This is a genomic window from Stenotrophomonas sp. SMYL41 (assembly GCF_036319965.1).
GTDB lineage: Bacteria > Pseudomonadota > Gammaproteobacteria > Xanthomonadales > Xanthomonadaceae > Stenotrophomonas > Stenotrophomonas maltophilia_R.
Genome location: NZ_JAWIRX010000014.1, coordinates 17,918 through 29,776, shown reverse-complemented (window position 1 = coordinate 29,776; position 11,859 = coordinate 17,918). Strand labels below are relative to the sequence as shown.

Here is an 11,859-nt window from a genome sequence, read left to right as displayed (position 1 = left end):
ATCAGCGCCGCGCCCAGGCCACGGCATCCTCGACGTCCTGCTCGGTGATCCCGAGTTGCTCCAGCTTCTCGCGCACGGCCTGGGCCTTCTGGACCCGCACGGGCGTCAGGATGATCCGGCCGCCCTCGACAGTCACGTCGAAGTACTCCGCCGCATCCACGCCGGATACGGCCGCCTTGGGCAGCGTGATCTGATTTTTCGAAGTGAGCTTGGCAAGCATGGGAGGCCTCCGTAAGTTTCAAAGGAAATCTTACTTCCTTACTTCATTCTCGACAAGCATGCCTTCGGGCGCAGGGGTTTCAGGGCCTGCTGCGCTTTCAGCGCCGGTTGAAACGGCCTGATCCGGTGAAAACACAGTGCCTGTTCCGCCCGATCCTGGAGCGCACCGGCTCCGCATTGATTGCGGCACACGAAGCCAACTGCCCCTATATCAAAGGGCTTGTCGAAGGCCAAAGGGCTGGGGATGGAGCAAGGGAATGGCCTCAAGGGGAAAGGCCCTACCCGAAAAGGCCAAAAGGCTCCTCCGGCCAGCCCATCACCAGGATGTCGCCATGCTTTCGCTGTTCCAGCGCAAACGGGTGCCGCTGGCCGCTGCCGCCGCGCCACCACCTGTCGAGCCTGCCAAAGGGCTGACGCCACCGCAGTCGGCCACATCGCTGCTGGCGGAGCCGCACCGGCGGCGGCTGCTGGAACATATCTGGCAGCGCACCTCGCTGTCGCGTCGGCAGTTCCGCTCGCTGTACCTGGCGCCGCTGGAGCGCTACGCCGAACTGGTCCAGCAGTTCCCGGCCTCGGAGGCGCATCACCATGCCTGGCCGGGCGGCATGCTGGACCACGGCCTGGAGATCGTGGCCTACGCACTCAAACTGAGGCAGTCCCACTTGCTTCCGGCCGGCGCCTCGCCGGAGGCCCAGGCCGCGCAAGCCGAGGCCTGGACCGCCGGGACCGCCTACGCCGCGCTGCTGCACGACATTGGCAAGATCGCGGTCGACCTGCACGTCGAGCAGGCCGATGGCCTGGTCTGGCACCCCTGGCACGGGCCGCTGCGGCAGCCGTACCGCTTTCGTTACCGGACGGATCGCGAGTACCGGCTGCATGGCGCCGCCACGGGACTGCTCTACACCCGTGTGCTCGATGCCGGCATCCTCGACTGGCTGAGCGACTACCAGGACCTGTGGTCGGCGCTGCTGTACGTGCTGGCGGGTCAGTACGAGCATGCCGGCACGCTGGGAGAGCTGGTCGTCAAGGCTGACCAGGCATCGGTGGCCCTGGCGCTCGGCGGTGATCCGGCCAGGGCGATGGCGGCGCCGAAGCATGCGTTGCAGCGCAAGCTGCTGGATGGTCTGCGCTACCTGCTGCGCGAGGAATTCAAGCTGAACCAGCCTGGCGGCCCGTCGGATGGGTGGCTGACCCCGGAGGCACTCTGGCTCGTCAGCAAGACAGTCAGCGACAAGCTGCGCGCACACCTCCTGTCGCAGGGCATCGAAGGCATTCCGTCGAACAACACCGCCGTCTTCACGGTGCTCCAGGACCATGGCATCGTGCAGCCCGCCCCGGATGGGAAGGCGATCTGGCGGGCTACCGTCACGAGCGGCACCGGCTGGTCGCACAGCTTTACCTTCCTGCGCCTGTCGCCGGCCTTGATCTGGGAGTCGGGCGAGCGTCCCGCACCGTTCGCCGGCACGGTCACGACGGAAGAGGCCCTCCCTGGCGATGAGGCAGCGCCGGCCTCCGCCGGCATCCCGGCCACCTCACCGCCCCCTGGAGTGGCGGATTGCCCGGCCGGGATCGCGGACCCGGTCTCCGATCTGCTGTCGGTGCTCGATGCGTCCGACGCAGCCACCACCAGTGCATCGTCCGCCAGCGCGGAACCACCATCACCATCCGCCGCCGCACCTGTGCCAGAGGCTCATTTGGCGCCGACCAGTCCTGCCGCCATGCCGGCTCCCGCGAGGGCCACGCCGTCCGGGGAAAACTTCATCGCCTGGCTCAAGCACGGCATCGAATCGCGCAAGCTCATCATCAACGATGCGAAGGCATTGGTGCATACCGTCGATGGCACGGCGTACCTGGTCAGCCCCGGCGTTTTCCAGCGCTACGTGCAGGAACATCCGGAGATCCAGGTGCTGGCCCGGCAAGACGATCTGCACGACTGGCAATGGGTGCAGAAGCGCTTCGAGAAGCTGGGGCTGCACCGTAAACAGGACAGCGGCCTGAACATCTGGACCTGCGAAGTTACCGGACCGCGCAAGTCGCGGCGGTTGCACGGCTATCTGTTGATGGCGCCTTCGACATTGTTCGCGGAAGTCCCGCCGGACAACCCCTACCTGTCCTTGGCGCGGAATTCAGCGCCCCCGGGCACAACGCATGCCGCATGCTTGCGACCGGATGACTGACCGGCCAAGCCTGCGTTGCCGGGCTATTCGGTGGTGTCCTGCTCCTCGGCCAGTTGCGATTCGGTTGCGGCCATCAGTGACGCGGCCGAGCAACCCAGGCCCTTCGCGATCCGCAGGATCAACACCAGCGTGGGCATGTGCTCGCCGCGCTCGATCTTGCCCATGTGCGACCGGGCGATGCCCGCTTGTTCCGCGAGCACCTCCTGCGCCAGCCCCTGCGCGGACCGGGCCTCGCGCACGGCAACGCCGAAAGCGCGCGCTGGCTCGCTTTCATAGGTTCTTGTTCCCGCAGGTCTCCCGCGTTGCACCGATCGCTTCTGCATCAACAGAAGCGTCACGTGTCAAGCGAATTTAAACCACGTTAAACTTATCTCATTGACCGACAGCACGCGTTTTTTTCCAGTGTCGGCGTTGTGCGGGTGACGCGATGATCGCTTCCGATCCTTTGAACATTGCCCTGTCGGACTGCCTGGCCTATCCCAGGTTGTCGGTACCGATGGCGGAACATCGTCGGCGCTATCCGGACAACCCGATTCGTCTTCACGAAGAGCGCTTGGAGGATCAGCATCGAGGACTGCTCGCGGGGGCTTTCGAGGCAGGCCTCTGCCAATCGCCCGCAGCCCCTGGGGGCATCGATGTCCGTCCCGTCTGGCGCGATGCGTTGGCACTGGCCGTGTCGGCCCATCACCCCTTGCTGGCCTTCGCGTCAGTGTCCCTGGAGCAGGCGGCCGACTACCCTTGGATCGCCCTGGATGGGCGCGACTGTGTCGGCTACTGTGGGCAAATCGACTCACTGCTGACGGTGGCCGGCGTCGTCCCCTCGACCGTCACGACGGCCACATCGTTCGGGTTGATGATGACCTTGGTGGCCGCCGGCTACGGTGTCTGCCTGGCACCCGCCGCCCGCATCGAGGGCCATCGTGCCCTTGGCGTTGTCCAGCGTCCCTTGCAAGAGGGCGCGCTGATGCTCACCACGTACTTCCTGAGCCGTCGAAATACGGACAGCACCCGCGTGGAGCCGTTCTTCCAAGCGCTCCAGGCAAGCGCCTGACCGAACTTCGGCGCGACCCTGGCTCGATCAGTCTCCCGGCGTCACTTCGGCGGCATCGGCAGCGACGGCTTCGCGCACCAGCCGCTGCACGCTTTGCCGGACCTGCTCAGGGAACTCGGTCGTCACGACTGGCTCGCTCGCCTGCATGCACTGTGCGGCCACCAGCCGCGCGGCAAGATGCAGGTTCGTTGGGTTGACGGCTTCGACGGCCGGCCGTGTCCCGAGAGCCTCGTACGAGCGCAGGAGTGCGTGGTAGATGTCCCAGGTGTCGATGCCCCGTGGCAGCTGCTTCAGGACGGACTGGACCAGCCTGCGCTTGAGCGGATCGAGCTGCCAGTCCGGCACGCGCTGCCCGCGATGCCCCATGTGGATCGACAGCAGGTTGCTGGCCTGGATCTCGTAGGTGATCCAGCGGCGCGACTTGCCCGCGAGCTTGGCGTAGTCCGCCACCGAGAGGTTGTGCGGCGCCTCGAAGGTCTCCAGCACTTGCAGGCGTTCGCGCTGCACCTCCGACAGGCGCGGCCGCGCGTACTCGGGCATGCGCACGGCCGACAGCCGCTGCACCGATGCCGGCGCTTCGGGTTGCTCGGGCGTCGGCGCGGTCACGATCAGCTGCGGCGCGGTGAGGTCGACCACCGGCGGCTGCACGGTCGCCTGGCCGGCAATGGTCGGCAGGCCCTGAAGCGTGATGGTCAGATGCCGGCTGGCAACCTCGACCTGGTTCTGCTCGAACAGATCCAGGCGATCGGCCCAGTCCTGCATCATGACGCGGCGTTGCTCGACGTATTCGGCATGGTTGTAGGTCGCGCTGATCTTGTCTGGATCGGCATGCGATAGCTGGGCGTCCACCCATTTCTTCGGGTAGCCGAGTTCGTTCAGCGCCGTCGAGATCGTCGCCCGGATGCCATGCCCCGTGAGCTGGTCCTCGTAGCCCATGCGCTTGAGCGCGGCGTTGAGCGTGTTCTCGCTGATCGGGTTCTTCAGGCACCAGTCGCCTGGGATGAGATGGACCTGGGCAGGCTTGCATTGGTCCAACAGGTGGCGAACGATCTCCTGCGCCTGCACCGACAGCGGCACGATGTAGGGCGGGATGTCGATGAGACGCTTGCGCTTCTTCTTGGTCAGCAGCTTGCGCTGCTTGAGCCTGGCCACCGGGATGACCCACAGGCCCCGGTCGAGGTCGAACTGATCGGGCGTGGCGAAGCGAAGCTCGCCGGTGCGCACACCAGTGAGCATCAGCAGCCGGATGCCCAACTGCGTGTTCAGGCGCCCGCGGTACTTGCGCAGTGTCTGCAGCATGACCGGCAGCTCGTGCATGCGCAGGAACGGGTTGTGTTCGACTGGCGGCAACGGCAGTGCGACCACTTCCAGGTCTCTGGACGGGTTATCGCCCATGTTGGGAATCGCCACCGTGGCGTAGGTGAACAACTGGGTGAACCAGGTCCTCAGCTTCTCGGCCACCGACAGCGAGCCGCGCTTTTCCACCTTGCCGATGATGTCCAGCAGGTGTGCGCGGGTGATCTCGTAGATGGTCAGGTGCCGCAGCGAGGGGAACACATCTTTCTTGAAGACGCGGCCGATCTGTTCCAGGCTGGTCTGCCGTCCTTCCTCCAGCGAGAGCCGGCGATGGGCCAGCCATTGCTCGTAGACGGCCATGAAGGTGTGCTCGCCGGCCAGGACGATCGCGTGCCGCTTGCGCTTGCGTTCGCTGTGGGGATTGATGCCCTTGGCGAGCAGCGACCGGGCTTCATCGCGAAGCGCACGGGCGTCCTTCAGGGAAAGCGCCGGATAGTTGCCTAGGGTGATGCGCTCACGCTTTCCAAACCACGAATAGCGGAAGTGCCAAGCCTTGGTGCCGATGGCGGAAACGTAGAGATAGAGGCCGTCGAAGTCGGCCAGTGCGTATGGCTTGCCGGTGGACTTGGCCTGCCGGGCCATGAGGTCTGAAAGCATGATCCCAACTCCATGAAAGCGAGTTGAGTGCCATGTTTCCCATCGGGTCCCGGCTCCTCCAGCAACAATGCGGCGGGGGAAGTTCGCGCATTGTTTGGGCCACTTTTTGTACCAGTTTGGGCCGGCCGTCAGTGGATTTCGCTGGACATCACTGGAACGGCTTTTCTGGAAAAACCGAACCGTGACAATGACTTGCAGCACTCCATGGACTTCCTTGGAACACCATGGAAAGTTGAAGTGGAGCGGGCGATGGGAATCGAACCCACGTCAGTAGCTTGGGAAGCTACAGCTCTACCATTGAGCTACGCCCGCATTACAGGTGAAAGTCTATGCGGAGCGGCCGGTGTTGCGCAATGGTGGCCATCGCATCCGCGAGGGGTCAGAGCCCTTTCCTTGCGGAAAGGGATCCGACCCCGGCGGTTGCCGCTTAGAACGTGCCGCTGAAGTTGGCGAACAGGGTGGCGTCCTGCGCGCGCTTCTGGCCGGTCGAAGCGCTCAGGCCGAAGTTGCTCTGCAGCCCGAACAGTTCGGTACGCGCACCCAGCACGACGGTGGCGTAGTTCTTGTCGAAGTTCAGGCCCGGCACGCGGTAGTTGCCCAGTTCCGGCAGGGTCTGCAGCCAGGCGCTGGCCTGCTTGGTGTCCTCGAACTCGTGATCGTAGGTCACCTGCGCGTACGGCTTGACGGTGCCGCCATCGAAGCGGGCCTGCCAGCCGATGCGGCCGACGGTCGAATCGACGTTCTGGCGGTCGTAGCCCAGTGCGGTGGCCAGGGTGCCGGCCGCGGCGCTTTCGGTGTAGCCGTCGATCTTCACCTTCTGCCAGATCACCGAGGCGATCGGGCCGTGGCGGAAGCCGCCTTCGGTGCCGAACTCGTAACCGGCGTTCAGGGCGGCGGTCAGGTTGCTGCCGTCCGGCGAACCGCCGTGCTCGCGGGTGGCCGGGCCCAGCTGGACCTTGCGGTTCACGTCATAGGAGAGCCAGGTGTAGCTGACCTGGCCGTTCACCCAGATGCGGTCGCCATACCAGCCGGCGAACAGACCGGCGGTGGTGTCCTTCTGGGTGAAGTCGCCACGGCTGTTGCCGAAGTCGGCATTGAGGCGGCCGAAGCCGGCGAACCCGCCGAACACCATGCCGTCGCGCGCCCAGTCGATGCCGAACAGGCCGGCCGGGGCCAGGCCGTCGTACAGATCGGCGTGGTCGTAGCGCTGCAGGTCACCCCGCACGCCCCCCCACCAGGACAGGCCGTCAGCCGGGCGACCGCCCAGGTGCATGCTGACCTGGTCGGCACGCGAGCGGCCGATGGTCTGTGCCGAGTGGCTCAGCACCTGCTGCAGGCGCGGGCCTTCCAGCACCGAGATGGCGTACTGGCCCAGCAGCTGATGGCCGGCGGTGGTCGGATGCACGCCATCGGCGAACAGGTAGGTGTTGGCCGCATCGGGGCTGACGTAGCTGGTCGGGTTGCAGCCGATGATGCTCTGCGTCGAATTGGCCGGGTCAATCTTGCAGGCGGTGCCGGTGACGTTGGTAAAGCCGTACATGGCCGGATTGGCAGTCACCTCGCGCAGGATGCTGAAGGTGTCGAGCGGAATGAACTCGATGCCCGCCTGCTTCAGGCCACCGTACAGGGCCTTGTTGTAACCGGCCGAAAGTGCGGTGGCGGCGGCGGCGTTGGGGCCACGGAACTGCGGAGTGATGCCCACGTCCGGCAGATTGGGCACCAGCACGTACTGGGCACCGGCCTGCTTCAACGCGCCCACCAGCGCGATCTGGTCGGTGACCGCGGCGCCGATGATGCCCTGCACCTGGGCCTGCGATGCACCGCCGGCCGCTGCGCGCGTGGCCGCGAACAGATCATTGGCACCGCCCCAGACGGTGTACAGGGCATTGGCGTCAGCCTTGCCACCATTTGCGGCAAGGTAACGGTTCGCCTGCGACTTCAGCGACGGAATGGCCCCGAGGCCACCCGCTTCGTCGGCCGATACACGGGCGCCGCCGACGGCGTAGTTGTCACCGTTCTGGCCATTGCCGTTGGGCGTGCCGTTGACGCCGTAGTAGTTGGCCACCTGCTGCGACCATACCCAGCCCGGGTTGGTGGTGAACTGGCCGGTGACCGGCTGCACGCCCGGATCAAGCAGTGGGCGGAAATAGCCGGCATCGGTCAGGCTGTCGCCGAAGAACACGGCCCTGGAATACGGGGATTCGCCTGCCATGGCCGGAAGCGCGGCCAGCGCGATCGCGGCCGCCATCAGGGTGCGGATCGGGCGTTTGCTGAGCAGCATGTAAGAAACTCCTGTGGGGAAATCGTTGAGGACCCGGCGGACGTACGCCGGCGCACGGTGAATGGTTTCACTGCGCCGCATTTTGCTCACGCTGCGCCGCCGCATGGATTGTCGCCCCACCACGTGAAAACACGCTGTGCCAGAGCTGGCGTCCGGTTCAAATTGCAAACGTTCCGATCCCGGCGGGCTATCAGCGACAATGCACGGATGAACATCCAGCTCAATGGCGAATCCCGCACCCTGCCCGCTTCGGCGACCCTCCATGACCTGCTGCTGGCCGAGCAGCTGCTGCAGCGCCGGGTGGCGGTAGAGGTCAACGGCGAGATCGTCAGCCGCAGCCGCCATGGCGAGCACGTCCTGGCCGAAGGCGACGTGGTGGAGATCGTGCACGCGCTGGGCGGGGGTTGAGGCCTGCGCGGGTGTTCAGGGGTCAGATCCCTTTGCCGGTGGCAAAGGGATCTGACCCCACACTCGACCCCGCCCTCTACGTGACCCCATCTTCAGGCGGATAAGCGATAATCGCGCCATGAACGTTCATGTCTCCCCCGATTCGCTGGTGATCGCCGGCAAGACCTATGGCTCGCGGCTGCTGACCGGCACCGGCAAGTTCAAGGACCTGGAAGAAACCCGCCTGGCCACCGAGGCCGCTGGCGCTCAGATCGTCACCGTGGCCATCCGCCGCACCAACATCGGGCAGAACCCGGGCGAGCCAAACCTGCTGGACGTGCTGCCGCCGGAGCGCTTCACCATCCTGCCCAACACCGCCGGCTGCTACACCGCCGAGGACGCGGTGCGCACCTGCCGCCTTGCCCGTGAACTGCTGGACGGCCACAACCTGACCAAGCTGGAAGTGCTGGGCGACCAGAAAACCCTGTACCCGGACGTGATGCAGACCCTCAAGGCGGCCGAGCAGCTGGTCAAGGATGGCTTCGAGGTGATGGTCTACACCTCCGACGACCCGATCCTGGCCAAGCGCCTGGAAGAGATCGGCTGCGCTGCGGTGATGCCGCTGGCCGCGCCGATCGGCTCGGGCCTGGGCATCCAGAACAAGTACAACCTGCTGCAGATCATCGAAGACGCCAAGGTGCCGATCATCGTCGACGCTGGCGTGGGCACCGCGTCGGACGCGGCGATCGCGATGGAGCTGGGCTGCGACGGCGTGTTGATGAACACCGCCATCGCCGGTGCCCGCAGCCCGGTGCTGATGGCCAGCGCGATGCGCAAGGCGGTCGAGGCCGGCCGCGAGGCCTTCCTGGCCGGTCGCATCCCCCGCAAGCGCTACGCCAGCGCCTCCTCCCCGGTGGATGGGCTGATCGGCTGATGACCAATCCTTTCGACAGCGCCGGTTCCAAGGCCCCGCCCAAGCCCTTCACCGTGAGCGAGGGCCGCCGCGAGGTGCGCAGCTTCGTGTTGCGCCAGGGCCGTTTCACCCCTGCCCAGCAGCGCGCGTTCGACGAACGCTGGCCACGCTTCGGCATCGACTACAACGGCCAGCCGCGTGACCTGGACGCCACCTTCGGCCGCCCCGCGCACAAAGTCCTGGAGATCGGCTTCGGCAACGGTGCCGCGCTGCGCTTCGCCGCCCAGCACGACCCATCGCGCGACTACATCGGCATCGAAGTGCATGCGCCCGGCGTGGGCCGGCTGCTGAACGCACTGGCCGACGACAACGCCGACCACGTGCGCCTGTACCACCACGATGCGGTGGAAGTGCTGCAGAACGAGATCGCCGATGGCGCGCTGGATGAAGTGCGCATCTACTTCCCGGACCCGTGGCACAAGAAGCGACACAACAAGCGCCGCCTGCTGCAGCCGGCATTCGCCGAACTGCTGGTGCGCAAGCTGCGCCCGGGTGGCCGCCTGCACTGCGCGACCGACTGGGAAGACTACGCCGAGCAGATGTGGGACGTGCTCGATGCCACCGCCGGCCTGGTCAACCGCGCCGGCCCGCGTGGCAGCGTGCCGCGCCCGGACTGGCGCCCGCAGACCCACTTCGAGACCCGCGGCCAGAAGCTCGGCCATGGTGTCTGGGACCTGCTGTACGACCGCACCTGACGATCGCCTGAGGACACCGCGCCCCACATGGATACCGCGCTGACGCTGACCAACGACATGAAGCTCGTGCTCGGGCTGGTCGGCTTCACGATGGCGATGTTCCTGTTCGAGCGCATCCGCGCCGACGTGGTCGCGCTGGTGGTGCTGGTGGTGCTCGGTGTCACCGGCCTGATCGCGCCGGAGGAAATCTTCGGCGGTTTCTCCGGTAACGCGGTGATGAGCATCATCGCCACCACCATCCTCGGTGCGGGCCTGGACCGCACCGGGGCGCTGAACCGGCTGGCCGCCTGGCTGCTGCGGCGCGGACACGGCATCGAGCAGCGGCTATTGATGATGACCACGGCCATCGCCGGCCTGAATTCGTCCTTCATGCAGAACCCCTCGGTGATGGCGTTGTACCTGCCGGTCGCCTCGCGACTGGCAGCGCGCACCGGGCTGACCCTGCAGCGGCTGCTGCTGCCGATCTCGGCGGCGATCGTGATGGGCGGCGCGCTGACCATGGTCGGCAATTCGCCGCTGATCCTGCTGAACGATCTGCTGGCCTCGGCCAACAACAACCTGCCCTCGGGCCTGGCCACCATCGAGCCGCTGCGCATGTTCGCGCCGCTGCCGATCGGTGTGGCACTGCTGGTCGCCTCGCTGCTGTACTTCCGCTACTACGGCGACCGCAAGCTGATCGAGGAAGAGAACCTGGTCAACGACGGGGTCACCCCGGCGCGCACCGAGAGCTACTTTGCCAAGACCTATGGCATCGAAGGTGATGTGTTCGAGCTGGTGGTCAGCGCTGAAAGCCCGCTGGTCGGCATGACCCTGGGAGAGGCCGAGAACCTGCACGATGCGCCGCTGCTGCTTGCCCTGAAAACCGGCAACGACACCCGCCTGGCGCCGCCGGCGGAGATGCGCATCTGGGTCGGCAGCGTGCTCGGCGCGATGGGCCCTCGCCAACAGATCAGCGATTTCGCGCAGAACCAGTTCCTGCGCATGTCTTCGCGCCTGAAGCACCTGGGCGACCTGTTCAATCCCAGCCGCGCCGGTATTTCCGAAGCGGTGGTGCCACCGACTTCGAATGTGATCGGCAAGAGCGCGGCCGACCTGCGCCTGCGCAAGGAGCGCGGCATCAGCCTGCTGGCGATCAACCGCGACAAGCAGGTGATCCGCGAGGACGTGCGCGACGTGCAGCTGCGCGCCGGCGACATGCTGGTGTTCCACAGCATCTGGACCGACCTGGCGCAGGCCGCCCGCAGCCGCGACTTCGTGGTGGTGACCGACTACCCGACCGGCGAGCAGCGCCCGCACAAGTTCAAGATCGCGATGGCGATCTTCGCGTTGACCATCCTGATCGCCCTGACCAGCAAGCTGCCGGTGGCGCTGACCCTGATGACCGGCGTGGCCGGCATGCTGCTGACCGGCGTGCTGCGCATGGACGAGGCCTATGCTTCGATCAACTGGAAGACAGTGTTCATGATGGCCGGGCTGATTCCGCTCGGCTGGGCGATGGACTCCAGTGGCGCGGCGGCGTGGGTGGCCGGCCACACCATCGACAAGCTGCCCACCGGCATTCCGGTGTGGGTGCTGGAAGTGGCGCTGGCACTGCTGACCACGGCGTTCTCGCTGGTGATCAGCCATGTGGGCGCGACCATCGTGATGGTGCCGATCGCGGTGAACCTGGCGTTGGCGGCGGGTGGCAACCCGACCGCGTTCGCGCTGATCGTGGCGCTGTCGGCATCCAACAACCTGATGACGGCCTCCAACCCGGTGATCTCGATGATCACCGGCCCGGCCAACTACACCCCGCGTGAGATGTGGCGGGTCGGCGGACCGTTGTCGCTGATCTACACCTGCGTGGTGGTGTTGATGATCAACCTGATGTTCTGAGGTTGGGGTTTGTTGGCAGGGCTGCGCCCTGCACCTGCAGAAGCAACGTCAACGTCAAAAGCTCGTTTCCTGGGGGATGGCGGGGCGGGGGGGGGGGGGGGGGGGGGGGGGGGGGGCCCCCCCCCCCCCCCCGGGGGGGGGTGGGGCGGCCCCCCCCCCCCCCCCCCCCCCCCCCCCCCCCCCCCCCACCCCGCCTTCGACAATTTCCGTCGATCTGTCGGTGGATGAATCTCTGGATACCCATTGAT

Annotated in this window: 10 protein-coding genes and 1 tRNA gene; 6 read left to right on the top strand and 5 right to left on the bottom strand. The window is 66.2% G+C overall.

The features are described 5' to 3' along the window. Position 1: 1 nt before the first annotated feature. Entirely contained in the window at positions 2 to 220 is a 219-nt protein-coding gene (locus V3B30_RS15840; protein WP_009618101.1) for an AbrB/MazE/SpoVT family DNA-binding domain-containing protein, read from the bottom strand. 331 nt (positions 221 to 551) lie between these two features. Here V3B30_RS15840 and mobH point away from each other — a divergent pair, with 331 nt between their 5' ends. Continuing rightward, positions 552 to 2,396, top strand: a complete 1,845-nt coding sequence (gene mobH / locus V3B30_RS15835) for a MobH family relaxase (protein WP_329809692.1) — start codon at positions 552 to 554, stop codon at positions 2,394 to 2,396. A 23-nt stretch (positions 2,397 to 2,419) separates the two neighbouring features. Here mobH and V3B30_RS15830 read toward each other — a convergent pair whose 3' ends face one another. Then, complete coding sequence (locus V3B30_RS15830; RefSeq protein WP_025513322.1) at positions 2,420 to 2,719, bottom strand: helix-turn-helix transcriptional regulator; 300 nt, start codon at positions 2,717 to 2,719, stop codon at positions 2,420 to 2,422. A gap of 104 nt (positions 2,720 to 2,823) precedes the next feature. Here V3B30_RS15830 and V3B30_RS15825 point away from each other — a divergent pair, with 104 nt between their 5' ends. Beyond that, complete coding sequence (locus tag V3B30_RS15825) at positions 2,824 to 3,447, top strand: LysR family substrate-binding domain-containing protein (protein WP_329809691.1); 624 nt, start codon at positions 2,824 to 2,826, stop codon at positions 3,445 to 3,447. Between the two features lie 27 nt (positions 3,448 to 3,474). Here the strand turns inward: V3B30_RS15825 and V3B30_RS15820 are convergent, their stop codons facing one another. From V3B30_RS15820 to V3B30_RS15810, 3 genes are all read right to left on the bottom strand, one after another. Next, positions 3,475 to 5,400: an integrase arm-type DNA-binding domain-containing protein gene (locus V3B30_RS15820; protein WP_329809750.1), complete on the bottom strand. Its 1,926-nt coding sequence runs from the start codon at positions 5,398 to 5,400 to the stop codon at positions 3,475 to 3,477. Between the two features lie 238 nt (positions 5,401 to 5,638). Beyond that, positions 5,639 to 5,712, bottom strand: a tRNA-Gly gene (locus V3B30_RS15815). 115 nt (positions 5,713 to 5,827) lie between these two features. Continuing rightward, on the bottom strand, positions 5,828 to 7,681 hold the full coding sequence (locus V3B30_RS15810) for an autotransporter domain-containing protein (protein ID WP_262083496.1): 1,854 nt from the start codon (positions 7,679 to 7,681) through the stop codon (positions 5,828 to 5,830). Between the two features lie 207 nt (positions 7,682 to 7,888). On the opposite strand from V3B30_RS15810, the gene thiS reads away from it, so the two are divergent. The 4 genes from thiS (at position 7,889) to V3B30_RS15790 (ending at position 11,611) form a co-directional block, all read left to right on the top strand. Further along, complete coding sequence (gene thiS, locus V3B30_RS15805; RefSeq protein ID WP_087923463.1) at positions 7,889 to 8,089, top strand: sulfur carrier protein ThiS; 201 nt, start codon at positions 7,889 to 7,891, stop codon at positions 8,087 to 8,089. Between the two features lie 118 nt (positions 8,090 to 8,207). Further along, positions 8,208 to 9,002, top strand: coding sequence for a thiazole synthase (locus V3B30_RS15800; protein WP_005418798.1), 795 nt, complete (start codon positions 8,208 to 8,210; stop codon positions 9,000 to 9,002). Beyond that, a complete protein-coding gene (gene trmB, locus V3B30_RS15795; RefSeq protein WP_010481468.1) occupies positions 9,002 to 9,736 on the top strand; it encodes a tRNA (guanosine(46)-N7)-methyltransferase TrmB in 735 nt (244 codons plus the stop codon). Before V3B30_RS15800 ends, trmB begins: the two co-directional genes overlap by 1 nt. 27 nt (positions 9,737 to 9,763) lie before the next feature. Further along, on the top strand, positions 9,764 to 11,611 hold the full coding sequence (locus V3B30_RS15790; RefSeq protein WP_100473739.1) for an SLC13 family permease: 1,848 nt from the start codon (positions 9,764 to 9,766) through the stop codon (positions 11,609 to 11,611). Positions 11,612 to 11,859: the final 248 nt, after the last annotated feature.

Excerpts from the sequence above, each read along its gene's own strand:
- trmB (WP_010481468.1), top strand. The coding sequence starts at position 9,002 with ATGACCAATCCTTTCGACAGCGCCGGTTCCAAGGCCCCGCCCAAGCCC.
- V3B30_RS15825 (WP_329809691.1), top strand. The coding sequence starts at position 2,824 with ATGATCGCTTCCGATCCTTTGAACATTGCCCTGTCGGACTGCCTGGCC.
- V3B30_RS15830 (WP_025513322.1), bottom strand. The coding sequence starts at position 2,719 with ATGCAGAAGCGATCGGTGCAACGCGGGAGACCTGCGGGAACAAGAACC.
- V3B30_RS15810 (WP_262083496.1), bottom strand. The coding sequence starts at position 7,681 with ATGCTGCTCAGCAAACGCCCGATCCGCACCCTGATGGCGGCCGCGATC.
- V3B30_RS15840 (WP_009618101.1), bottom strand. The coding sequence starts at position 220 with ATGCTTGCCAAGCTCACTTCGAAAAATCAGATCACGCTGCCCAAGGCG.
- V3B30_RS15790 (WP_100473739.1), top strand. The coding sequence starts at position 9,764 with ATGGATACCGCGCTGACGCTGACCAACGACATGAAGCTCGTGCTCGGG.
- thiS (WP_087923463.1), top strand. The coding sequence starts at position 7,889 with ATGAACATCCAGCTCAATGGCGAATCCCGCACCCTGCCCGCTTCGGCG.
- mobH (WP_329809692.1), top strand. The coding sequence starts at position 552 with ATGCTTTCGCTGTTCCAGCGCAAACGGGTGCCGCTGGCCGCTGCCGCC.
- V3B30_RS15800 (WP_005418798.1), top strand. The coding sequence starts at position 8,208 with ATGAACGTTCATGTCTCCCCCGATTCGCTGGTGATCGCCGGCAAGACC.
- V3B30_RS15820 (WP_329809750.1), bottom strand. The coding sequence starts at position 5,400 with ATGCTTTCAGACCTCATGGCCCGGCAGGCCAAGTCCACCGGCAAGCCA.